Raw genomic sequence first — 24,094 nt, forward strand, 5'->3', positions numbered from 1 at the left:
GCCTTGTGTGACGTCGCCCGTCACGGTTTCCAGCGATACATCAGCACCTTGCCGCGTGCGTCTTCCTCGACGAACACGAGGTACTCGCCGTTCTCGCGCCGGAACGCGCTGATGCCGAACGGCACGTCGACCCAGCCGGAGGCCTTGCCGACCTCGGCGCCCGGGCTCATCACGCCCACTTCCTTGCCGGTTTCCTTGTCGTACACGTGGATCTTGCCGACCGGCTCCACCCCGAACAGGTAGCGGCCCTCGGCCGTGAGCCCGATCAGGTCGAAGATCGGCTTCGCGTCGAGCTGCCACGGCAGCGCGACCTGGTAACGCACGACCGGCGAACCCGTCGACCACTTGTCGAAGCGGATCAGCACGCGCCCCACTTCCTTGTTGATGCCCGGCTGCGGCGGCGCGTCGGCCGTGTAGCCGGTCACGTACAGCGTGTCCGTCTGCGGCTCGTAGATCGCGCGGCGCAACTGCGTGAACGGCTGCGGCATCGGGTAGGTCGTGACCTTGTCGTACGAGTAGATCGGGTTGCCGGCCTTGTCGACGCCGCCGTACTGGAAGCGGTGGATGCCGCGCACGTCGCTGGTGCGCCAGATGTCGCCCTTCGTGTCGACCCACCAGCCCCAGCCGCCCGCCTTCGCCTTGCCCGTCGTGTTGATCTCGGCCTCGTCGCCATCGATCCGGCCGTTGCCGTTCGCGTCGCGCCACAGCCAGTCGCCGCCCGGCGGCTTGTTCGGCACCTTGTCGACCGGTCGCGCACGCCCCGCGATCAGGCCGGACGGAATCGCGACCTCGCCGTCGCGCTTCGCGTCGAAGCGGTAGATCTTCAGGTGATCGGCGTACATGTCGGTCAGGTACAGGAACGTGCGGCCGTCGAGGCGCCGTGCGAACGGCATGCCGGGATACTGGTCCGTGTGGAACACGGGATCGTCCGGATACTTGAAGCGGTTCGACAGGAAGCCGACGTATTTCCAGTCCTGGCCCGGCGGTTTCGACAGGTCGAGCTCGAAGCGCTTGTTGCCCGTGTACACGCTGTTCGGCCGCGCCGGGTCGAGCCACGCGCCGTCGACGAACAGCAGCCCCTGCACCTGCCAGCGCAGCTTGCCGTCCGGCGTGTAGCTTTCGAGCACCGCGCCGAGCCCTGCGCCGATCGTGTCGTGGCGCGGCCCGATGCCGTTCATCGACACGTAGATGTTGCCCGCGCGGTCGACACCGACGCCCGTCAGCCCGTTGAAACGCTGCGGCCCCGGCCGGCCCGGCACCGGGCCCGCGAAGATGCCGCCGCGCTCGCCGAGCGTGCCCGACTGCGCATAACCCTTGCCGCCTTTTGAGAAGATCAGGATCTGCTGGCGGGGCCCGTTGTCCGCCACCAGCACGCGCCCTTTCGCGTCGACGGCCACGTCCACCGCCTCGGTGCCTTCCGGCAGCGCGGGCGCGTCGTCGAGCTTGCGGCCGTCCGCGCGCACGTGCACGAGGTGCGCGGGCCCGTTGAGCGTATCCGTGAGCAGCCACAGCGTGCCGTCGCCCGCGAGCGCGAGGCGGCCCGGCTCGTGCGCGCTCCACGTGCCCTTCTGCTGCATCGTCTCCGCGTCGTACACGTTCACCGCGTCGCGCGACGGATTCGTCGCGAACAGCGTCTTGTCGTCGGCTGCGAGGCCGCCGACTTCCGCCTTCTGCTCGCCCACTTCCGAGCGCGCGGGCGCCGCCACCTCGTTCATCATCATGAAGCTCGCGGCCATCCGTGCGCGGCCGGTGTCCGCGCGGCCGCCCGGCGCGACCTGCGGCGCCGCGCGGAACGGCGCGGGCTGCTTCAGGTCGCCGATCGTGCGACGCGAGATGCCGAACCACTGCTTGCCCTTGTCCGGCCATATGCCGGGCGACTGCAAGTGGCCGCGCTCGTTGCCGACACCGATCGCGACATACGCGTACTTGCCGTTCACCGCGATCGCGCTGCCGCCGAGGTTGCCCCAGCCGTGCGTGCCGCCGGCGAAGCCGAGCATCTTCCCGTCCTGGTAGACGCTCGCCTCGGCCCCGCTCTCGTCCCACGGCGCATTCGTATACACCTTGCCTTCAGGCGTCACCGCGATCGCGCGGATGTCGATCTGCGTCCAGCTGCCGTCGCCATAGCCGAACGTATTGCCGATCCACGACGTCGTCGCGGGCAACACCGTTTCGGCCGGTGCGGCGCTCGTCAGCAGCGTCACGCATACCGTCATGCCTACCAGAATCAGACGTCGCAATGCGCTTCTCCAGACTTGATGCAACAGCGGCCGGGCCGCCGCAAGGACTGCCGCCGGCGCACCCTGTCGCTAAATGGGTTTCAAACGTCGCGATGCAGGTTACAAGCAAAAATAATCACAAGAAATTTGGAAATATTTGGGGATGTTTCCGCGTGAAATATCGAACCGGAACAGCGCCGAAAAGGTGCCCGAAAGCGGCAATAACGACCGCCTTTCGGTTTCCGCCCCGTAGAAAATGCCGCCTTCCACCGCCCGACGGGGCCGTCCGGGCGCCGACCTTTCATCCCACGACAGAAATAATCGGCATTTGAATATTTGCCGTCAGATAAATGACGCGCGTTTTTTTGCCGATTTCTTTTCCCTAGAATCGATTTCGATTCGATATTTCATTTAATGGCATGCATTACGTTCACGTTTACGCATCGGATGTGCGACACGCCCCGGCTCACGCCGCGCGTCGCGAAGGAGCGGCGCGATGACGGGCATCTCGCGACCCGCTGACCTCACCCCGTCGCAACACGGCCGCATCGTGCAGCTCGACGGGCTGCGCGCGATCGCGGTCGGCGCCGTGTTCCTGCAGCACGCGCTAAAGGCGCCGCTCTGGATGGGTGTCGACCTGTTCTTCGTGCTGAGCGGGCTGCTGATCACCGGCATCCTGCTCGATCGCAAGGCGCGCGGGCAGTCGTACTTCAGCCACTTCTACGCACGCCGCGTGCGTCGCATCCTGCCGCCGTACGTGCTGCTGCTGGTGGTGTCGACGCTCCTGTTCGGCGCGGGCTGGCTGCCGCACTGGCCGTGGTTCGCGTTCTTCTCCACCAACATCGGGCTGTCGCTCGGCAGCATCGGCCATGACAGCCTGAACGTGCTGTGGTCGCTCGCGGTCGAGGAGCAGTTCTATATCTTCTGGCCGTTCGTCGTGCTGTGGTGCTCGGAGCGCGCGCTGCTGTGGGTCGCCGCCGCGCTGATCGTCGCGGCCCCCGTGCTGCGCGCGATCGCGACGCCGTGGTTCGACTCGTTCTGGCCGATCTACTACCTGACGCCGTTCCGCATGGACCTGCTCGCCGCGGGCGCGCTGCTCGCGATCGTGCTGCGCCGCGACCGGCGCGCGCTCGAGCCGTTCTATCCGCTCGCGATCGTCGGCGCGCTCGTGTCGCTCGCGATCCTCGGCTGGCTGCACCTGTCGTTCCCGCGCTTCCGCGCCGCGAACACGCCGCTGTCGAATGCCGCGCTCTACAGCATCTCGCTGCTGCTGTGCACGTCGATCGTCGTGATCGCGCTGCGCGGCCGCGGCCTCGTGCAGCGCGTGCTGACGAACCCGATGCTCGTCTACGTCGGCACCGTCAGCTACACCGTGTACCTGATCCACCTCAGCGTGCTGTACGCGCTGTGGCCGCTGCACCTGAACCGCTTCGTCACGGCCGCGCTGGCGCTCGCGCTCACGCTCGCGTACGCGACCGTGAGCTGGTACGGCTTCGAACGGCGCCTGACGCGCGGCCCCGCACGCCGCGCGCTGCCGGCCGCCGCCGGCACGACCGCCTGAACTCTCTCCACTCATCGATTTCCACAAGGACAACGCCATGACCCAAACTCGCAAGAAGGCCATCATCACGGGGATCACGGGACAGGACGGCGCCTACCTGACCAAGCTACTGCTCGACAAGGGCTACGAGGTCACGGGGACCTATCGCCGCACCAGCTCGGTCAACCTCTGGCGCATCGCCGAGCTCGGCGTCGACACGCACCCGAACCTCACGCTCGTCGAGCACGACCTGACGGACGCCGGCTCGAGCATGCGCCTGCTGGAACGCACACAGGCCGATGAGCTGTACAACCTGGCCGCCCAAAGCTTCGTCGGCGTGTCGTTCGAGCAGCCGTCCACGACCGCCGACGTCACCGGCCTCGGTCCACTCCACTTGCTCGAGGCGATTCGTCTCGTGAGCCCGAAGACGCGCTTCTACCAGGCGTCGACCTCCGAGATGTTCGGCAAGGTGCAGTCGATTCCGCAAACGGAAGCGACCTCGTTCTATCCGCGCAGCCCGTACGGCGTCGCAAAACTGTTCGCGCACTGGATGACCGTGAACTACCGCGAGTCGTACGGCCTGTTCGGTTGCAGCGGGATCCTGTTCAACCACGAATCGCCGCTGCGCGGCCGCGAATTCGTCACGCGCAAGATTACTGACACCGTCGCAAAGATCAGGCTCGGCAAGGCAACGCGCCTCGAGCTCGGCAACCTCGATGCGAAGCGCGACTGGGGTTTTGCACTCGAGTACGTCGAAGGAATGTGGCGAATGCTGCAGGTCGACGAGCCCGATACCTATGTGCTGGCCACCAACCGGACCGAAACCGTGCGCGACTTCGTGCGGATGGCGTTCGCGGCGGCCGGCTATCAGATCGAATGGACCGGCAAGGGTGAGCAGGAACGCGGTCTCGATGCGGCAACGGGCAACGTGCTCGTCGAAGTGAATCCGAAGTTCTATCGTCCCGCGGAAGTCGATCTGCTGATCGGCTGCGCGGACAAGGCCAAAAGCAAGCTCGGCTGGGCACCGGAAACAACGCTCGAACAGCTTTGCCAGATGATGGTCGAGGCGGACCTCACGAGGAACCAACACCATGACACGTTCTGATATCGAACACGCACCGCGCCGTGCATTCGTCACGGGCTTGACGGGTTTCACCGGTCGCTACATGGCGCAGCATCTCGAAGCCGCCGGCTACGAAGTCTGGGGCACGGTCGCGCCCGGTTCGCCGCCGTCCGACGATCCGGTATTCGCGAACTGCACGCTGCTGCCCGTCGACCTGCTCGACGCGGATGCGGTACGCGCGGCCGCGGCCGACGCGCGCCCCGATGCGGTCGTGCATCTCGCCGCGCGTGCGCATGTCACGCAAGACGACCCGTCGCAGACCTACGCAGTCAACGTCGTCGGCACGCGCCACCTGCTGGCGGCGCTCGCGGGTCTCGACCGCCGCCCGTCGGCGGTGCTGCTCGCGAGCAGCGCGAACATCTACGGCAACTCGACGGCTGGCGTGCTCGACGAAAGCGTCCCGCCCGACCCCGCGAACGACTACGCGATCAGCAAGCTTGCGATGGAATATGCGGCGAAGCTGTGGGCCGACCGGCTGCCGATCGTGATCGCACGGCCATTCAACTACACGGGGGTCGGCCAGAGCGATGCGTATCTGCTGCCGAAGCTCGTCGCGCACTATGCGCGCAACGAACCGCGGATTTCGCTCGGCAATCTCGACGTGCGCCGCGACTTCTCCGACGTGCGCGACGTAACGGCCGCCTATCTGAAGCTGATCCAGACCGCGCCGGCCGGCGAGATCCTCAATGTCTGCTCGGAGCGCGCGTATTCGCTGAAAGAAGTGCTGGCGATACTGTCCCGCATCGCCGGCTACGTGATCGACGTGACGATCGATCCGCGCTTCGTGCGGCACAACGAGGTGAAGAGCTTGAGCGGGTCGCGGGACAAGCTGCGGCGTGCAGTGGGTGAACTGCCCGTCACGCCGCTCGACGAAACGCTGCGGTGGATGGTGAGTGCGGTACGCGACGACGTGCCGGCACGTCCGCTGAACGGATCGCGCACGCGCGAAGGCGTGCGCCGCAGCTACGTCGTCGATGGCGACAGGGCGTCCTCGCAGGCACGCCCCGTCGCATCGCTATGAGGGCGCTTGTCCGTTCGCTCAACCTTCGAGGCCGCGCGCGAGATCCTTGCGCAGGTCGCCCGCGTCTTCGAGGCCGACCGACAACCGGATCAGCCCTTCGGTGATCCCTGCCGCCGCGCGTGCTTCCGGCGTGATGCGGCCGTGCGTGGTCGTCGCCGGATGGGTAATGGTCGACCGCGTGTCGCCGAGATTGCCGGTGATCGAGATCAGCTTCGTGTTGTCGATCACGCGCCATGCATTCGCGCGCTGCTGCTCGGGCGTGTCGCCCTTCAGCTCGAACGACAGGATCGACCCGCCCGCCTTCTGCTGACGCTTCGCGAGTTCGTGCTGCGGGTGCGATTCGAGACCCGGGTGAAACACGCGCGCAACCGCCGGATGCGTATCGAGCCAGCGTGCGATTTCCAGCGCATTCGCCGACTGCTTCTCGACGCGCAGCGACAGCGTCTCCATCCCCTTCAGCAGCACCCACGCATTGAACGCCGACAGCGTCGGGCCCGCGCTGCGCACGAACGGGAACACCTTGCCCATGATGAATTCCTTCGAGCCGACCAGCGCGCCGCCGAGCACGCGGCCCTGCCCATCGAGGAATTTCGTCGCCGAGTGCATCACGACATCCGCGCCGAGCTTCAGCGGCTGCTGCAGCACCGGGCTGCAGAAACAGTTGTCGACGACGAACAGCGCATTCGATGCCTTCGCGATCTTGCCGATCGCCTCGATGTCGGCGAGTTCGGTCAGCGGGTTCGACGGCGTCTCGAGGAAGAACATCTTCGTCTCCGGACGCACGGCTTCCTTCCACGCGTTCAGGTCGGTCGGGTCGACGAAGGTCGTCGTGATCCCGAACTTGTTGAAGATCTGCGAGAACATCCCGAGCGTCGAGCCGAACAGGCTGCGCGAGCTGACGAGGTGGTCGCCGGCCTGCAGCGCGGCCATCACGACCGACATGATCGCGGCCATCCCCGACGCCGTCGCGATGCAGGCCTCGCCGCCCTCGAGCGCCGCGAGACGCTCCTGGAACATCGTGACGGTCGGGTTCGTGAAGCGCGAATAGGTGAAGTAGTCTTCCGAATTCGCGAAGCGCTCGGCCGCGTCGGCCGCGCTCTGGAAGCAGAAGCTCGACGTGAGGAACAGCGCTTCCGAGTGCTCGTTGAAGTCGCTGCGCAGCGTGCCCGCGCGCACGGCAAGCGTGTCGAAGTTGAGGGAGTCGTCCATGTTCCGTTTTCCGTATTCGATGGTCGCGCGGGTGGCGCGAACCCAGTCAAAACCAGGCCAAAACAAAAAGCCCGCTATGCGTCGGCATCAGCGGGCTTCGGTGCGGTACGACAGCGATCGACTCGGGCCGGTTGCCACCGGCCTTCGCTTTAGCTGTTTTGGGAAGTCGCCCCGCGTCCGCAAGCTGATATCAAATCGACGCAAGGCCACATCCTATCACGCCTCGTCAAAAGCGTGCGCCGGTGTCACTCGACCGACAACTGCAGGTTCATCTGCGAGCGTTCGGTGTCGCCAGCCGTGTCGCGATCGGCCTGCGATGCCGGCGTGAGGCGCGCGCGCTCGATCGCATCGAGATACTCGGGCGTCACGTCGCCGGTGATGTAGTTGCCGTCGAAGCACGACGCCTCGAAGCGTTCGAGCTTCGGGTTGATGTCGCGCACCGCGCGGCGCAGATCGTCGACGTCCTGATAGATCAGGTGGTCGGCGCCGATGATCTTCGCGACTTCTTCGTCGGTGCGGCCATGGGCGACCAGTTCGCCGCGCGTCGGCATGTCGATGCCGTACACGTTCGGGAACTTCACGGGCGGCGCGGCCGACGCGAAGATCACCGACTTCGCGCCCGCATCGCGCGCCATCTGCACGATTTCATGCGAGGTCGTGCCGCGCACGATCGAATCGTCGACGATCAGCACGTTTTTGTCCTTGAACTCGATGCTCATCGCATTGAGCTTCTGGCGCACCGACTTCTTGCGCACGGCCTGGCCCGGCATGATGAAGGTACGGCCGACGTAGCGGTTCTTGAAGAAGCCTTCGCGATACTCGACGCCGAGCTTCGCGGCGACCTGCATCGCAGCCGGGCGCGACGAATCGGGAATCGGCATCACGACGTCGATCGGCACGTTCGGCAGCTCGCGCTTGATCTTCTCGGCGAGATAGTCGCCCATGCGCAGGCGCACGTTGTAGACCGGCACGCCATCGAGGCACGAGTCCGGACGCGCGAGGTACACGTATTCGAACATGCACGGATTCAGCGTCGGCTGCTCCGCGCACTGCTGGCTGTGGAAGTTGCCGGCCGGATCGATGAAGATCGCTTCGCCCGGCTGCACGTCGCGGACGAATTCGAAACCGATACCTTCGACGGCCACCGACTCCGATGCGACCATCCATTCGGTGCCGTTTTCGGTCTCGAGCTTGCCGATGCACAGCGGGCGAATGCCGAACGGGTCGCGGAACGCGAGCAGGCCGTAGCCGGCGATCAGCGAGACGATCGCATACGAGCCCTGCAGGCGGCGATGCACGCCCGAGACGGCCTTGAACACCGAGGCCGGATCGAGCTCGAGGCCCGTGGTCGACAGTTGCAGCTCGTGTGCGAACACGTTGAGCAGCACTTCGCTGTCGGAATTGGTGTTGATGTGCCGGCGGTCGATCCGGAACATCTCGTCCTTCAGTTGCTGCCAGTTCGTCAGGTTGCCGTTGTGCGCGAGGATGATCCCGAACGGCGCGTTCACGTAGAACGGTTGCGCCTCGGCTTCGCTCGACGCCGAGCCGGCGGTCGGGTAGCGCACCTGGCCGATGCCGTAGGTGCCGGGCAGGCTGCGCATGTTGCGCGTGCGGAACACGTCGCGCACCATGCCGTTCGCCTTGTACATGTGGAAATTGCTGCCGTCCGCCGTCGCGATGCCCGCGGCGTCCTGACCGCGATGCTGCAGGAGCAGCAGGCTGTCATAGATCAGCTGGTTGACCGGGGATTGGGAGATAACGCCTACGATGCCGCACATGGCATGTCCTTCAGAATGACAAAATCGGTTCCGTCCTGCCCGGCCGCGTCGTCACACGCGTACGTACTGGGCCATGCCGTCGGGCAGGAGCTGCTTCAGCTCGTGCACGCCCTGTTCGGCGAAAGGACGCAATAGCGCATTGCGCCAGAATTCCTGTTTGGGCAGCTCGGTCAGCCCGGCCGCCGCGACCAGCAGCACCACCAGCACGCAGCCGCGGACGAGCCCGAACATCATGCCCAGCGAGCGGTCGACGCCGCCCAGGCCGCTCGCCTGCGCGATCCGCGACAGCAACGCGTTCGCCACGCCGGCGACCAGCACCACGCCGATCACGACCAACGCGAAGGCGATCACCCACTGCGTCAGCGCACCACCCGGCCAGTTCGCCGGGATATACGGCACGACCAGTCCGACGTAGCGGCCCGCGATCACGATCGCCGCGATCCAGCCGATCAGCCCGAAAATCTCGGACACGAAACCGCGCCACGCGCCACGCAGCGCAGACAACGCGATCACCGCCAATACAGCGTAGTCGAAAGCCGTCAGCATCGTGCGTTACTGCGTCAGACCGGCTTCGCGCACCTTCGCGATCGCGGCGGAAGCCGCCGCACGATCCGCGAACGGGCCCGCACGCAACAGTGTAGCCGTGCTGCCGTCTGCCTGCTTGCGATGCTCGACATATGCGGGCACACCCGCCGATTTCAATTTGGTGGCCCACGAACGGGCCGTCGCGTCGTCCTTGAACGAACCGAGCTGCACCGCGAAACGCGCACCGGCCGGCGACGACGGCGACGAAGCGTCGCTGCTGTCCGGGCTGGCGGTGTCGGCATGCGCGACGGCCGCGGGCGCGGGGGCAGGCTTCGGCGCGGCCGGCTTCGCCACGGGGGCGGCCGGTTTCGGCGCGGGCTTCGGCGGCGTCACGCTCGCCGTGGTCGTGGTATCGGGTTTCGCGGCCGGCTTGTCGGCATCCTTCGGCGCGGGCGCCGGTGCAGCCGCCACGGCCACATCGGATGCCGGCGGTTCGTCGTGCGCGACGCCTGCCTGTACGTCGGAGGCGTCATCGTCGCGCGGTGCGACCGCCTGGTGCGCGGGCCGGTTCGGAATGTCGATGGCGATGTCGTCCGTGACCGGCTTCGGGTGCGAGTCGAGCACCATCGGCAACACGATCACGGCGGCGACGACGAGCGCGATCGCGCCGACGAGGCGACGGCGCGCGCGTTGCTTTTCTGGAAGGGTCGGATCGAGGAGCAGTGCGTCCGATTCCGGACGCTCGGTGCGGCGCGAGCGTCGCTCGACGCGCTCAGTGGTGCGCTCCGTGCGCACGTTCCGGGAGGTCCCGGTGCGACCGCCGCGCCGCGGGGGCGCGTCGTCGTCTTTCTTGCCGAACGAGAAAATTCCCATGAATGGCTGAGTCCGAAACTGCCCGTCAGTCAGTGTTGCTGCGATTTACGGTAGGCCAGCACGCCGGCAACCGTATGGAAACTGCCGAAAACCACGATTCTATCATTCTCGGATGCTCTTTTTAGTGCATCGCGAAACGCTTCGGCAGGCGACGTGTAACGCGTGACGCTCGAATCGGGCCCCTCCTCCACGCCGGCCTTGCGCAGCGCAGCTTCGAGCTGCTCCGCGGAGGCCGCGCGCGGCAGCGGCAGGTCGGTCACGCACCAGTGGTCGATCTCGCCCTTCAGGTGCTGCAGCACGCCGTCGATGTCCTTGTCGTGCATCGCGCCGAACACCGCGTACGTGTACGGGAAGAAGCCCATGTTGCCGAGGTTCTGCTCGAGCACGGCCGACGCATGCGGGTTGTGCGCGACGTCGAGCACGATCGCCGGCTTGCCGGGCAGCACCTGGAAGCGCCCCGGCAGCTCGACGTTCGCGAGGCCGAGCCGGATGTCCTGCGCGGACACCGGCAGCACCGGACGCAGCGCTTCGAGCGCGGCGAGCGCGGCCGACGCATTGATCAGCTGATTCGCCCCGCGCAGCGCCGGGTACGCAAGCGCCGGATAGCGCTTCTCGCGGCCGAGGTAGCTCCATTGCTGGCGCTCCGCGCCTGCCTGCGCCTCGTAGCGGAAATCGCGGCCGACCAGCCACAGATCGGCGCCGATCGCTTCGGCGTGGTCGATCAGCGTTTGCGGCGCGGCCGGATCGCCGCAGATCGCCGGCTTGCCGGCGCGGAAGATCCCGGCCTTCTCGAACGCGATCTTCTCGCGCGTGTCGCCGAGGTATTCGGTGTGGTCGATGTCGATGCTCGTGACGATCGCGCAATCGGTATCGATGATGTTCACCGCATCGAGCCGGCCGCCGAGGCCGACTTCGAGGATCACCGCGTCGAGCCCGCGCGAGGCGAACAGGTGCAGGATCGCGAGCGTCGTGAATTCGAAGTACGTGAGCGACACCGGCTCGGCCAACGACGTGCGCGCGGCTTCGACGGCCTCGAAGTGCGGCAGCAGCTCGTCATCGGTGACGTTCTGCCCGTTCACGCGCGCGCGCTCGTTGAATTCGAGCAGGTGCGGCGACGTGTGGCAGCCGACCTTGTAGCCGGCGCGCACGAGGATCGTCTCGAGGAACGCGCAGGTCGAGCCCTTGCCGTTCGTGCCGCCGACGGTGATCACGGGGCACGCGAATTCGAGCTGCAGCGCCGCCTTGACCTGCCCGATGCGGGTCAGGCCCATGTCGATGCCGACCGGGTGCGCGCGTTCGAGATGCGCAAGCCACGCGTCGAGAGTGGGAAAAGTGCTCATCGGTTCAAATCTGGATCGGGACCGCCACTACGCCAAAAAAACGAAGCGCGCCGCCTGACGCTGAAGCCAGGCGACGCGCAGTGTTCACAACCTCGCGCCGGTCAGGCCAGCGCGTCGGCCGGTTGCCGCTGCAGCAGCGCGAGCAGCTGCGCGATCTCGTCGCGCAGCTTGCGGCGGTCGACGATCATGTCGATCGCGCCCGTCTTCAGCAGGAATTCGGCGCGCTGGAAGCCTTCCGGCAGCTTCTCGCGGACCGTCTGCTCGATCACGCGCGGGCCGGCGAAGCCGATCAGCGCCTTCGGTTCGGCGATCACGACGTCGCCGAGGAACGCAAAGCTCGCCGACACGCCGCCCATCGTCGGGTCGGTCAGCACCGAAATGAACGGCAGCTTCGCTTCCGACAGCTTGGTCAGCATCGCGGTGGTTTTCGCCATCTGCATCAGCGACAACAGGCTTTCCTGCATCCGCGCACCGCCCGAAGCGGTGAAGCAGATGAACGGCACTTGCTGTTCCAGCGCGTTCTGCGCGCCGCGTACGAAGCGCTCGCCCACCACCGAGCCCATCGAGCCGCCCATGAACGAGAACTCGAAGCAGGCCGCGACCACCGGCAGCGTGTGAATCGCACCGCCCATCACGACCATCGCGTCGGTCTCGCCCGTGTCGTCCATCGCTTCCTTCAGACGATCGGGGTACTTGCGGCTGTCCTTGAACTTCAGCGTGTCGACCGGCACGATTTCCTGGCCGATCTCGTAGCGGCCTTCCGGATCGAGCAGCCCGTCGAGGCGCTCACGCGCACCGATGCGCATGTGGTGATCGCACTTCGGGCACACGTGCAGGTTCGCGTCCACGTCGTTGCGGTACAGCACGGCCTCGCAGGACGGGCATTTGACCCACAGGCCTTCCGGAATGCCCTTGCGGCTTTTCGGGTCGGTCTGCTTGATCTTCGGCGGCAACAGTTTGTCGAGCCAGCTCATCGTATGGTTTCCTGTTCCGTGGCGGGGCGGGCCAACCGGCCCGTTCCCGCTTCCTGTGTTGTGTTTATCGCGCCGCCTTGCCCGCGCCGTCCAGGGCGGCACGCAGCTCGGCGATGAACGTCTTCAGCGCGGCGGCGGCACCCTCCGGCGCAGCGCTTTCGAGCAGCTGCACGAGGCGGCTGCCGATCACGACGGCGTCCGACACCTCGGCCACCGCGCGCGCCGTTTCGGCGTCGCGGATCCCGAAGCCGACGCCGACCGGAACCGGCACGCGCGACTTGATGGCCGGGATTTTACCCGCAATGCTCGAAACATCCAGATTTCCTGCACCGGTCACGCCCTTGAGCGACACGTAATACACGTAGCCGCTCGCGATCTTGCCGACGTCGGCGATGCGTTCATCGGTCGACGTGGGCGCGAGCAGGAAGATCGGATCGATCTGCGCGGCGCGCATTTTCTCGGCGAACACGCCCGCCTCTTCCGGCGGATAGTCGACGACGAGCACGCCGTCGACCCCGGCCGCCTGTGCTTCGGCCGCGAACGCGTCGACGCCCATCCGCTCGATCGGGTTCGCATAGCCCATCAGCACGACGGGGGTTTTGGGGTCGGTTTCGCGAAAGCGCTTCACGTCGGCGAGCACGCTCTTGAGCGTGACGCCGCGCGCGAGCGCGCGTTCCGACGAACGCTGGATCACGGGGCCGTCGGCCATCGGGTCCGAGAACGGCACGCCGAGTTCGATCACGTCCGCGCCGCCTTCGGCGAGCGCGTGCATGAATTCGACGGTTTTGGCCGGATCCGGGTCGCCGGCCGTGATGAACGGGATCAGGCCCTTACGGCCTTGTTCGGCGAGCGCGGCGAAGGTCTGCTGAATACGGGACATGGCAATTTTCCTAAATGCGTTCGGCGATGCGGCGGCGCGATTCACGCGCACGCCGGCGCAGCGAGCGCGTTCACGCGCTCGTGCGCGATCGCACAATAGCTTTCGTTGATCTCGTAGCCGACGAAGTCGCGCCCCTGCCGTGCGCAGGCCACCGCGGTCGTGCCGCTGCCCATGAACGGATCGAGCACGCGGCCGCCCGGCGGGCAGCTTGCGAGCACCATCCGCTCGATGATTTCCAGCGGCTTCTGGGTCGGATGATCGACGCGCTCCGCGTGCTGCCGATGCAGGCGCGAGACCGACCAGACGTCCTTCGGGTTGTAGCCCATCTCCAGCCACTTGCTGCCTTCGAACAGCTTGCGCGAGCGGGCCTTCTTCGTGTCGGCGTCGTACGGGATGCGGACCGGATCGAGATCGAAGTAATACGCCCTGGAAACCGCGAAAAAGCCGATGTTGTCGTGCACCGACGTGAAACGGCGCGTCGTGCCGCCCATGCTCGGCACGCGCCGGTCCCAGATGATCTCGTTGACCATCGTGAGCTGCGTCTTCAGGAAGCTGAAGATTTCCGGCGCGTACTGCCACGTGCAGAAGATGTACATCGACCCGCTCGGCTTCAGCTTCGGAATCGCGAGCTCGAGCCACTCGCGCGTCCATGCGAGAAAGTCGTCGCCCGAACGCTTGTCCGAGTCGTTGCCGTAGTCCTTGCCGAGCCCGTACGGCGGATCGGCGACGATCAGGTCGATCGACGCGTCCGGCAGGTGCATGGCATGGGTCAGGAAATCGCGGTTATGCAGTTCGATACCGGACGGCAGCGCGCGCGGCTCGGCAGCGGCGGGCTGAACCGCCCCCGCCTCGCTCGCGGCACCGCCGCCCGGTTCTTCGATCAGGTCACGCATCGGTCGGGGTCAGAGCTCGATGCCCGATCGCTCGGCGACCGTGTGCATGTCCTTGTCGCCGCGGCCCGACAGGTTGACGAGCAGGATCTTGTCCTTCGGCAACGTCGGTGCGAGCTTCACGCCATACGCGATCGCGTGGCTCGACTCGAGCGCGGGAATGATCCCCTCGATCCGGCAGCAGTCGTGGAACGCCTTCAGCGCTTCCTCGTCGGTGATGCCGACGTACTGCGCACGGCCGCTGTCCTTCAGCCACGCGTGCTCGGGGCCGACGCCCGGATAGTCGAGGCCCGCCGACACCGAATGCGTCTCGATGATCTGGCCGTTGTCGTCCTGCAGCAGGTAGGTCCGGTTGCCGTGCAGCACGCCCGGGCTGCCGGCGATCAGCGACGCCGCGTGATGGCCCGTGTCGAGGCCGTCGCCGGCCGCTTCGACGCCGATCAGCTGCACCGAGGTGTCGTCGATGTACGGATAGAAGATGCCCATTGCGTTCGAACCCCCGCCCACGCAGGCGATCACGGCGTCAGGCTGCCGGCCTGCGAGCTCGGGCATCTGCACCTTGCACTCGTCGCCGATCACGCGCTGGAAGTCGCGCACCATCATCGGGTACGGGTGGGGGCCCGCGACCGTGCCGATGATGTAGAACGTGCTCTCGATGTTCGTGACCCAGTCGCGCATCGCTTCGTTCAGCGCGTCCTTCAGCGTGCGCGAACCCGATTCGACCGGCACGACCGTCGCGCCGAGCAGCTTCATCCGGTAGACGTTCGCGGCCTGGCGGCGCACGTCTTCCGAACCCATGTAGACGACGCACTCCATCCCGAAGCGCGCGCAGATCGTCGCGGTCGCGACGCCGTGCTGGCCGGCGCCCGTCTCGGCGATCACGCGCTTCTTGCCCATGCGCTTCGCGAGCAGCGCCTGGCCGATCACGTTGTTGATCTTGTGCGCGCCGGTGTGGTTCAGGTCTTCGCGCTTCAGGTAGATCTGCGCGCCGCCGAGCGTCTCGCTCCAGCGTTGCGCATGATAGATCGGCGACGGGCGGCCGACGAAATGCTTCAGCTCGCGCTCGAATTCGGCGACGAAATCGGGATCGTTCTGGAATTTTTCATACGCCGCGCGCAGTTCGTCCAGCGCGTGAATCAGCGTCTCGGCGACGAACGTGCCGCCATACGGGCCGAAGTGGCCGCGATCATCAGGAAGGTTGTACATGGTGTCTCTCTCGATCGGTCGGCGCGCCCCGCTTGTCGGGCCGCACCGGCTTGCATCACCCGGCGTCCGCTTCGCGCACCGCGCGTACGAACGCCGCCATCCGGGCGTGATCCTTCACGCCCTTCGCGCCCTCCACTTCGATGCCACTCGAGACATCGACAGCAAACGGGCGCAACTGGCGAATCGCATCACCGACGTTTTGCGCGCTCAAGCCACCACTCAAAACGGCCCGATGCGCGAGCTCTGCGGGAATAAGAGACCAATCGAAGACCTTGCCGCTACCACCGTAATCCGGCACCAGGGTGTCGAACAGGAGGCCGCGCGCTTTCGAATAATGAAGCCCCGATTCTACCAAATCGGCCGATTGCGTCGAGGGGCCTACGCGCACCGCACGCAGCCACGGCAGGCGTGCCGCGCGGCCAAGTGCGTCGCACTGCTCGGGCGTCTCGTCGCCATGGAACTGCAGCAGCGTGAGCGGCACGTCGCGCACGACGGCCTCGATCTCGGCCTCGGTCGCGTTCACGAACAGCCCGACCACCGACACGAACGGCGGCGCGAGGCGCGCCAGCTCCGCCGCCTGCGCGATCGACACCGCGCGGGGGCTCTTCGGATAGAACACGAGGCCGATCGCATCGGCGCCGAGCGCGGCCGCATGCAGCACGTCCTCGGGCTTCGACAGCCCGCACAGCTTGATGCGCGTGCGCGGCGGCAGGCCGGCCGCGGCGGGAATCGAGGAAGACACGGCGTGATCCGTCATGATTGCGGGTCCAGATCGGCCCAGACGCTGCTCCACGGCACACTGCCGAGCTGCGCGGGCGGGACGGCGAATTCCGCCGGGTAGCCGACGTGGGCGAGGTACAGCCCGTCGGCCATGAACGTGGGCGCCGCAAGCTTGCGATCGCGCCCGGCCAGCACATCGGCGAGCCAGTCGGCCGGATAGCGGCCGCGACCGACCGCGACGAGGCAGCCCATCAGGTTGCGCACCATATGGTGCAGGAACGCGTTGGCGCGGAACCGGAAATGGATGAAATGGCCCACGCGCCGCACGTCGATCTGATACAGGTGTTTGACCGGCGTCTTCGACTGACATTCCGACGACCGGAACGACGAGAAGTCATGCTCGCCGATCAGGTGCGCGGCGGCGGCGCGCATCGCGTCGTCGTCGAGCGGCGTATGGATCCAGCCCGCGCGCCCCGCCAGCATCGGCGAGCGCACGGGATGCACGTACAGCGTGTAGTAATAGGTGCGCTCGAACGCCGAGAAACGCGCGTGGAACGTGTCGGGCATCGGCTTCGCCCATTGCACCGCCACGGTCGGCGGCAGGAACGCGTTGGTGCCGCGCACCCACGAAAAAACCTCCCGATCGAGGTCGGTATCGAAGTGCACGACCTGCCCGAGCCCGTGCACGCCCGTATCGGTCCGCCCGGCCACCGTCGTATGCAGCGGCACGCGCGCGAACTCGGCCAGTGCGCGCTCGAGCCGATCCTGCACGGTCTTGCCGTGCGGCTGCGCCTGCCAGCCGCAGAACGCCGCGCCGTCGTACTGAATGCCGAGCGCGATCCGCATCACGCCTCGTCCGCCAGTTTCGCGAGCAGCGCGCGCGCATCGTCGCGCGTCGCGGCGTCGTTCGCGTCGACCACTTCCTGCAGCAGCGTCCGCGCGCCGGACAGGTCGCCCAGCTCGACATACTCGGACGCGAGGTCGAGCTTGTTGCGCGCGATGCGGGCGAGTTCGTCCGGCGTCAGCGCCGGCAACGCAGCCCCCGGCGCGGACGGCAGGTCGAGATCGAAATCGAGCTTCAGCGCGCCGAACTGCGCGCCGCCTAGCGGCGGCAGCGACGACGTCGCGAACGGGCTGCCCGCCTGGCTCGCCGGCGTCGCTGCGTCCGGATCCCAATCGAACTCGTCGTCCTGGTCGGCCGGATGTTCCGGGGCCGGATCGATCGAGCCAAACGGGAGACGCTGGGCGACTTGACCGTTAGTTGCGATTTTATCGATGTCGGACTGCCCTGCTTGCGCAGCCGGCTCATCCGCCGCCAGCGACGGCTCGTCCGGCGTGCGCGGCGGCAGCGGCATGTCGAGGCTGCTGAGCGCGCTGATCGCGTTCTGCATCAGCGCCGCATGCTGCGCTTCGGTGGCCGCGGGTGCGGCCGGCGTCTCCACTGGCGTCGCTACCCGTGGCTCCACCGACGTCTCGATCGGCGTCGCTGACGACGTTTCGACCGGCTTTTCGGCCGGCGTTTCGGCCGCAACCTTTTCGATCGGCTCGGCATCGTGCGAAACCGGAGCCGTCTCGCTCGCGGCCGGCACTGCCGCGTGTGCGGTCGGCAATTCGGGCTGCTCGACATGCGGCTTCGCCACATTCGACGACGGCGACAGATCCGCATCCGGTGTCTCGACCGGCTCCGCCGCGGCGGCAGTCGCCGCGGCAAGGTTCAAGTCGGAAGCGGCATCACGCGCGACCGGCATCTCGGGCCGAATCGGCAGTTCAGGTTCGACAAAAGGCGCCGCTTCGGCTTGCGCAGTGGCAGCGGCAGCCGTGACACCGCCCGCTGCCGTAGCGGCCGCCACCGTGTCCGCCCCCGCATCGTCCGTGCGGCGGCTCTTCCTGCGCTTGCGCCACGCGAAACCTGCGGCGAGGACGATCACGGCCGCACCGGCCACCGCGGCCGGACGCCAGTCCATCTGCTCGTGACTACGTGCAGGCGCCACCACCGGCGCGGCCGGCTGCGCGGGCGCCGATACCGATGCCGGCGGCACTGCGCTGGCAGCAACGCCGGATGCCGCTTCGCCGGTCGCTGACGCAGCCGCAGCCGCGGACGCGCCCGCATCGCTCGCGGCCGGACGCGGCGCGACAGGTGCCGGCGCCGGCGCCGACGCCGGCTTGACCTCGTTCGTCGTGGCCGGCTTGCCGATACCGTGCTTCTGCAATTCCATCAGCACGCGGTTCTTCAGCGCCAGCAGTTGCTGCAGGCTCGACGGCCGCGGCTGCGACGCGCCCGTGACCGGTGCCGCGCCAGCCGGTTCGTTCATGCCCGGAACCTGGCTGCCCGACGCAGGCGGGATCACGGCCCCGCTCGCGGACGACGGCACCGACTGGATCGTGCCGCTCCACACATGCGGACCGCTTGCACCGGCAACGGGTGCCGCCGGCTGCATGCTTTCGACAGCCGATGCGCCGTGGGCAGCCGAAGCACCGACCGATGCCGACGCGCCGGCGGCCGTCGCGACGCTCGCACCGCTGACAGGTGCCGCATGCACGGCCGGCGCCACCGGCGCGGATTGCACGGTCGACCCCGGATGCGGTGCGGACGCACCATGCTGCGCGACTGCCGTGCCGCCCGATGCGGCTGCGGGTGCGGACGCTGCCGCCGCACCGGATGCAGCGGATGCAGCGGCCGGGACGACTGCCGCGCCTGTCGCATCGAGCGCCGGCACGGTCAGCGTCGCGCCGACTTTCAGGCGGCTCGCGTCGCGCTTCATGAACGCCTGCGGATTGGCGTCGAACAGCGCGCGGCCGGCGCGTGCGAGCACCCCGGGATCGCGCGACTGCGTGGCCGCCTTCGCGATGTCGTTCAGCGACTGGCCCGGCTGGACCGTCACGGTAAGCGGGGCCGCGCCGTCGGCAGCGGACGCCGGCAGTTCGCCGGTGCCGGCCGCCCAGGCCGATGCGGTTGCGCCGAGCGCCAGGATCGCCAGCGCGCCACGCACGGCGCGCGACAGACGGGACTGCCGCGGAAACAAGGAAATTCGGGACATCGTTGGCTCTATCGCCGCGCGCGGGCGCGGCTCGGATTCGCGGTTGAAAGCGTCAATAAAGTTGCCGCAGAAATGCAAAAGCGTCGCGTGGAACGCGACGCTTTCGGCGGGTCTGTGCGTCGTAACCGCGTAGTTTACTTCACGTGATCAGGTTCGGGCCGAATTCATCGCCGACAGGTGCAACCGATTGCGTGCGCGCGTCGGTGCGCCCCGTGATCGGGCCGCGTGGGGTATCCGGTTGCGCACGCTGCGGCCGGCGCCCCCGATCGACCGGAAGTGCGCCTCGCTCAGATGCCCAGATGCAAAGCCATCCGGCCGCATCGCATGCCGAACGCATCCCGCATGCCTTTGCTCACTCAACGATGCGGTTCGCACAACCCGCGGGCCGACACGGAACCACGACCGGGGAATCAGGTGCGTTTGCTCAATAATTCGCGTTGCTTGCCGTTAATGGATTAACAAGCGCCAATCAAAATAAATCCAGTCGGCCATCACCCCATTCAAATGAATTTCAATTGATCGATAAGAGGCCAATTCCCCTCTCTGATCGTCGAATTGAACGCCATCGCCGCCAAACCCCCGCCCCACAAGGCTTTACCGCCTCGCCCCAGCTTCATTGCTCATACGAAATCGATCATTTCGACAACAATTCAATTTCATTACACAAAATTACACAGATCAAATAATTGCCGTCGCTAGGATCGTCCTCAAACAAGAATCGGCGCAGTTCGACCATCGCGCCCGCACCCGCCGGAACAGCGGAACGCGGTCGACCTGACTGACGCCGTGAGATGTCAGGGAGGCATCGCGCAGTCGCACGACTGCATTTACTCACCAGCTCGTTACGGGGATCGAACATGGGCTATCAACAGGGCTTGAGCGGGTTGGCCGGCGCGGCGAACCATCTCGACGTGATCGGCAACAACATCGCGAACGCAAACACGGTTGGCTACAAGCAGGGTCGCGCGAACTTCGCCGACATGTACGCGAACTCGGTCGCGACGTCGACCAACACGCAGATCGGCATCGGCACGCGGCTCACGTCGGTGCAGCAACAATTCGGCCAGGGGACGATCAACACGACGAAGTCGTCGCTCGACATCGCGATCAACGGCAACGGCTTCTTCCAGATGTCGAACAACGGCGTGACGACGTACTCGCGCGACGGTGTATTCCACCGCGACAAGAGCGGCGCCATCGTCGACGCGCAGAACCGCAACCTGATGGGCTATGCGGCAGGGCCGGGCGGCGCGATCAACACCGCGGCGACCGCGCCGCTGCAAGCGCCGACCACCAACATCGCGCCGCAGGCAACGACGAAGATCACCGGCCAGTTCAACCTGAATTCGCAGGACAAGGTGCCGGCCAAGACACCGTTCAACGCGGGCGACAACACCACGTACAACTACAATTCGTCGATCCAGGTGTACGACACGCTCGGTGGCTCGCAACAGGTGTCGATGTATTTCGCGAAGAACGCGGCAGGTACCTGGCAGGCCTACGCGGGCGTGCAGGGCCAGACGCCGACGAATCTCGGCACCGTCACGTTCGACGCATCGGGCCGGATCAGCTCGACGACGTCGGCCGCAACCGGTCAGCCGACGCCGAGCCTCGGCCAGTTCGCGTTCTCGATCCCCAACGCGTCGGGCGGCACCAATCCGCAAAACCTGACGCTCGACCTGACCGGCACGACGCAGTTCGGCGGGAAAAGCGGCGTGAACAACCTCGCACAGGATGGCTTCGCGAGCGGCACGCTGACGACGTTCTCGATCGGCACCGACGGCAAGCTCACCGGCAATTACTCGAACGGCCAGAGCGCGGTGCTCGGCCTGATCGCGCTCGCGAACTTCAACAACCCGAACGGGCTCGAGAACATCGGCGGCAACCAGTATGTGGAAACCACCGCGTCGGGCGTGCCGCAGATCTCCGCGCCGGGCAGCACGAACCACGGCACGCTGCAGGGAAGCGCGCTGGAAAACTCGAACGTCAACCTGACGACCGAGCTCGTGAACCTGATCAAGGCGCAGCGCGATTACCAGGCGAATGCGCAGACGATCAAGACGCAGCAGGCCGTCGACCAGACGCTCCTGAACATGCGCTGACCCGCACATGAAAAACGCGCCGCGCCCGCCTTGATATCGTCAAGGCAGACGCGGCGCGCAATCTCGTGCACCGCGGCCCGCGTCTCGCGGGCCGGACACGCAATTACTTGTCGAGCAGGATGCGCAGCATGCGGCGCAGCGGCTCGGCCGCGCCCCACAGCAGCTGGTCGCCGACCGTGAACGCCGACAGGTATTCACCGCCCATCGCGAGCTTGCGCAGGCGGCCGACCGGCACCGTCAGCGTGCCCGTGACGTTCGCCGGCGACAGGTCGCGCATCGACGCTTCACGCTCGTTCGGCACGACCTTCACCCAGTCGTTCGCCGATGCGAGAATGCCGTTGATCTCGTCGAGCGGCACGTCCTTGTTCAGCTTGATCGTCAGCGCCTGCGAGTGGCAGCGCATGGCGCCGATTCGCACGCACAGGCCGTCGACCGGAATCGAACCCGGCTCGCCCATCGCCGGCTTGCCGAGGATCTTGTTGGTTTCCGCGCCGCCCTTCCACTCTTCCTTCGACATCCCGTTGCCGAGATCCTTGTCGATCCACGGGATCAGCGAACCGGCGAGCGGCACGCCGAAGTTGCTCGTCGGCATCGCGTCGCTGTTCATCGCGGCCAGCACGCGGCGGTCGATGTCGAGGATCGCGGAAGCCGGATCGGCGAGTTGCGCCTGAACCGCGCCGTTCAGCGTGCCCATCTGCGCCAGCAGTTCGCGCATGTTCTGCGCGCCCGCGCCCGATGCGGCCTGGTAGGTCATCGCCGTCATCCAGTCGACGAGGTTCTCGCGGAACAGGCCGCCGAGCGCCATCAGCATCAGGCTGACCGTGCAGTTGCCGCCGATGAAGTTCTTCTGGCCCTTGACGAGCGCGTCCTTGATCACGTCGAGGTTGACCGGATCGAGGATGATGACCGCGTCGTCCTTCATCCGCAGCGACGATGCCGCATCGATCCAGTAGCCGTTCCAGCCGGCCGCGCGCAGCTTCGGGAACACGTCGTTCGTGTAGTCGCCGCCCTGGCACGTGATGATCACGTCGCACTTCTTCAGCTCGTCGACGTTGGTCGCGTCCTTGAGCGTAGTCTCGTTTTTCGCGAACGACGGCGCTTTGCCGCCCGTGTTGCTGGTGCTGAAAAACACCGGTTCGATCAGGTCGAAATCGCCCTCTTCCTGCATGCGCTGCATCAGGACGCTACCGACCATGCCGCGCCAACCTACGAGACCTACGTTCATGACTAACCCTTTGATGGAGCTTCCCCGCCATTCCGTCCCCGGTGTGACCGCGCGGGGAAATAGGCGGGCACGACGGACGATCAGCGTTTAATGATCGTTTTCGTGGTAATGGTTTTCGTGATGACGATGGCGCGCGCACCCGCACGGGCTGTGTTGCCGTGGAGTTTCAAGACCGGGGAGATCAGGGAAAGATGCGCCATCGTTCGAGTCTACACAAAGCCGGTGGCCCGCACAACGGCCAACCGCACGCGAACCGGCCGATTTCGCGGCCTGTTCGCGCCCTTTCTACATGATCGCGTTACAGCGCCGCGACCACCGCGTCGCCCATCGCCGTCGTGCCGACCTGCTGGCAACCCGGCGTCGCGATATCGCCCGTGCGGTAGCCCTGTTCGAGCACCGTTTTCACCGCACGCTCGATGCGATCGGCCTGCTCCGCGCGATTCAGCGAATAGCGCAGCATCATCGCGGCCGACAGGATCGTCGCGAGCGGGTTCGCGATGCCCTTGCCCGCGATGTCCGGCGCCGAACCGTGCGACGGTTCGTACAGGCCCTTGTTGTTCTTGTCGAGCGACGCCGACGGCAGCATGCCGATCGAGCCCGTCAGCATCGACGCTTCATCCGACAGGATGTCGCCGAACATGTTGCCCGTGACGATCACGTCGAACTGCTTGGGCGCCTTCGCGAGCTGCATCGCCGCGTTGTCGACGTACATGTGCGACAGCTCGACGTCCGCGTATTCCTTCGACACGTCGATCATGATGTCGCGCCAGAACTGCGACGTCTCGAGCACGTTCGCCTTGTCGACCGACAGCAGCTTCTTCGCGCGCTTGCGGGCCGCCTGGAACGCGACGTGCGCGATGCGGCGCACTTCCGGTTCCGAATAGCGCATCGTGTCGAAGCCTTCGCGCTCGCCCGCGAACAGGCCGTCCGGTGCGGCGCGCACGCCGCGCGGCTGGCCGAAGTAGATGTCGCCGTTCAGTTCGCGCACGATCAGGATGTCGAGGCCCGCGACCAGCTCGGGCTTCAGCGGCGACGCATCGACGAGCTGCGGATAGCAGATTGCCGGGCGGAAGTTCGCGAACAGCTCGAGGTGCTTGCGCAGCCCGAGGATCGCCTGCTCGGGGCGCAGCGCGCGCTCGAGCGAGTCGTACTTCCAGTCGCCTACGGCACCGAACAGGATCGCGTCGGCGTCCTTCGCGAGCTTCAGCGTCGCGTCGGGCAGCGGATGGCCGCTCGCCTCGTAGCCCGCGCCGCCAACCGGCGCCTGTTCGAGTTCGAACTTCTCGTCGAGTGCGTTCAGCACCTTCACCGCTTCATTGACGATTTCCGGACCGATGCCGTCGCCGGGCAGCACTGCAATCTTCATGCGAAATTCCTGACTGGGTAGGTTTTTATGGAGGCAGGCCGGCGAACGCGCCGCCGGCGCGCCCGCCC

18 protein-coding genes and 1 pseudogene are annotated in these 24,094 nt (G+C 66.5%); 4 read left to right on the top strand and 15 right to left on the bottom strand.

Features of this window, described 5'->3' with window-relative positions:
- Positions 1-20 precede the first annotated feature (20 nt).
- Positions 21-2,213 carry a hypothetical protein gene (locus LGM56_RS07895; protein WP_226204228.1) on the bottom strand — a complete coding sequence of 731 codons (2,193 nt, stop codon included), beginning with the start codon at positions 2,211-2,213 and terminating at the stop codon, positions 21-23.
- Positions 2,214-2,712: 499 nt separating this feature from the next.
- On the opposite strand from LGM56_RS07895, the gene LGM56_RS07900 reads away from it, so the two are divergent.
- The 3 genes and pseudogenes from LGM56_RS07900 to LGM56_RS07910 all read left to right on the top strand — a co-directional run.
- Positions 2,713-3,777, top strand: coding sequence for an acyltransferase family protein (locus LGM56_RS07900; RefSeq protein ID WP_226203973.1), 1,065 nt, complete (start codon positions 2,713-2,715; stop codon positions 3,775-3,777).
- Between the two features lie 37 nt (positions 3,778-3,814).
- A complete protein-coding gene (gmd, locus tag LGM56_RS07905) occupies positions 3,815-4,861 on the top strand; it encodes a GDP-mannose 4,6-dehydratase (RefSeq protein WP_089497350.1) in 1,047 nt (348 codons plus the stop codon).
- A pseudogene (locus tag LGM56_RS07910) lies at positions 4,848-5,795 on the top strand (NAD-dependent epimerase/dehydratase family protein); the annotation flags it as partial. The gene gmd and the pseudogene LGM56_RS07910, both read left to right, overlap by 14 nt.
- A 123-nt stretch (positions 5,796-5,918) precedes the next feature.
- On the opposite strand, the gene LGM56_RS07915 reads toward LGM56_RS07910, so the two are convergent.
- The 12 genes from LGM56_RS07915 to LGM56_RS07970 all read right to left on the bottom strand — a co-directional run bounded on the left by LGM56_RS07915 (position 5,919) and on the right by LGM56_RS07970 (position 19,333).
- Positions 5,919-7,109, bottom strand: coding sequence for an O-succinylhomoserine sulfhydrylase (locus LGM56_RS07915; protein ID WP_089497352.1), 1,191 nt, complete (start codon positions 7,107-7,109; stop codon positions 5,919-5,921).
- A 245-nt stretch (positions 7,110-7,354) separates the two neighbouring features.
- Positions 7,355-8,887, bottom strand: coding sequence for an amidophosphoribosyltransferase (gene purF / locus LGM56_RS07920; RefSeq protein WP_089427935.1), 1,533 nt, complete (start codon positions 8,885-8,887; stop codon positions 7,355-7,357).
- 51 nt (positions 8,888-8,938) lie between these two features.
- Positions 8,939-9,433 carry a CvpA family protein gene (locus tag LGM56_RS07925; protein ID WP_069251156.1) on the bottom strand — a complete coding sequence of 165 codons (495 nt, stop codon included), beginning with the start codon at positions 9,431-9,433 and terminating at the stop codon, positions 8,939-8,941.
- Between the two features lie 6 nt (positions 9,434-9,439).
- Positions 9,440-10,285: an SPOR domain-containing protein gene (locus LGM56_RS07930; RefSeq protein ID WP_226203976.1), complete on the bottom strand. Its 846-nt coding sequence runs from the start codon at positions 10,283-10,285 to the stop codon at positions 9,440-9,442.
- A gap of 29 nt (positions 10,286-10,314) precedes the next feature.
- Positions 10,315-11,625, bottom strand: a complete 1,311-nt coding sequence (folC, locus tag LGM56_RS07935) for a bifunctional tetrahydrofolate synthase/dihydrofolate synthase (protein ID WP_226203978.1) — start codon at positions 11,623-11,625, stop codon at positions 10,315-10,317.
- A 101-nt stretch (positions 11,626-11,726) separates the two neighbouring features.
- Entirely contained in the window at positions 11,727-12,599 is an 873-nt protein-coding gene (gene accD / locus LGM56_RS07940) for an acetyl-CoA carboxylase, carboxyltransferase subunit beta (RefSeq protein WP_089497355.1), read from the bottom strand.
- Between the two features lie 64 nt (positions 12,600-12,663).
- Positions 12,664-13,479: a tryptophan synthase subunit alpha gene (gene trpA, locus LGM56_RS07945; protein ID WP_089442926.1), complete on the bottom strand. Its 816-nt coding sequence runs from the start codon at positions 13,477-13,479 to the stop codon at positions 12,664-12,666.
- 41 nt (positions 13,480-13,520) lie between these two features.
- Positions 13,521-14,372 (bottom strand): DNA-methyltransferase, encoded by an 852-nt coding sequence (locus LGM56_RS07950; protein WP_089497357.1) that lies wholly within the window; start codon positions 14,370-14,372, stop codon positions 13,521-13,523.
- Positions 14,373-14,381: 9 nt separating this feature from the next.
- Entirely contained in the window at positions 14,382-15,575 is a 1,194-nt protein-coding gene (trpB, locus tag LGM56_RS07955) for a tryptophan synthase subunit beta (RefSeq protein WP_089442928.1), read from the bottom strand.
- Between the two features lie 55 nt (positions 15,576-15,630).
- A complete protein-coding gene (locus LGM56_RS07960) occupies positions 15,631-16,332 on the bottom strand; it encodes a phosphoribosylanthranilate isomerase (protein ID WP_226204230.1) in 702 nt (233 codons plus the stop codon).
- Entirely contained in the window at positions 16,329-17,141 is an 813-nt protein-coding gene (gene truA / locus LGM56_RS07965) for a tRNA pseudouridine(38-40) synthase TruA (protein WP_179254913.1), read from the bottom strand. Before truA ends, LGM56_RS07960 begins: the two co-directional genes overlap by 4 nt.
- Positions 17,141-19,333: a FimV/HubP family polar landmark protein gene (locus tag LGM56_RS07970; RefSeq protein ID WP_226203980.1), complete on the bottom strand. Its 2,193-nt coding sequence runs from the start codon at positions 19,331-19,333 to the stop codon at positions 17,141-17,143. The genes truA and LGM56_RS07970 overlap by 1 nt, the downstream gene beginning before the upstream one ends.
- Positions 19,334-20,190: 857 nt before the next feature.
- Between LGM56_RS07970 and flgE the strand changes: the two genes are divergently transcribed.
- Positions 20,191-21,435, top strand: a complete 1,245-nt coding sequence (gene flgE / locus LGM56_RS07975; RefSeq protein WP_226203982.1) for a flagellar hook protein FlgE — start codon at positions 20,191-20,193, stop codon at positions 21,433-21,435.
- A 103-nt stretch (positions 21,436-21,538) separates the two neighbouring features.
- On the opposite strand, the gene asd is transcribed toward flgE, so the two are convergent.
- A complete protein-coding gene (asd, locus tag LGM56_RS07980; protein WP_069251145.1) occupies positions 21,539-22,660 on the bottom strand; it encodes an aspartate-semialdehyde dehydrogenase in 1,122 nt (373 codons plus the stop codon).
- A gap of 298 nt (positions 22,661-22,958) precedes the next feature.
- Positions 22,959-24,026 carry a 3-isopropylmalate dehydrogenase gene (gene leuB, locus LGM56_RS07985; protein ID WP_089497362.1) on the bottom strand — a complete coding sequence of 356 codons (1,068 nt, stop codon included), beginning with the start codon at positions 24,024-24,026 and terminating at the stop codon, positions 22,959-22,961.
- Positions 24,027-24,094: the final 68 nt, after the last annotated feature.

Source organism: Burkholderia sp. AU38729 (assembly GCF_020419725.1).
GTDB lineage: Bacteria > Pseudomonadota > Gammaproteobacteria > Burkholderiales > Burkholderiaceae > Burkholderia.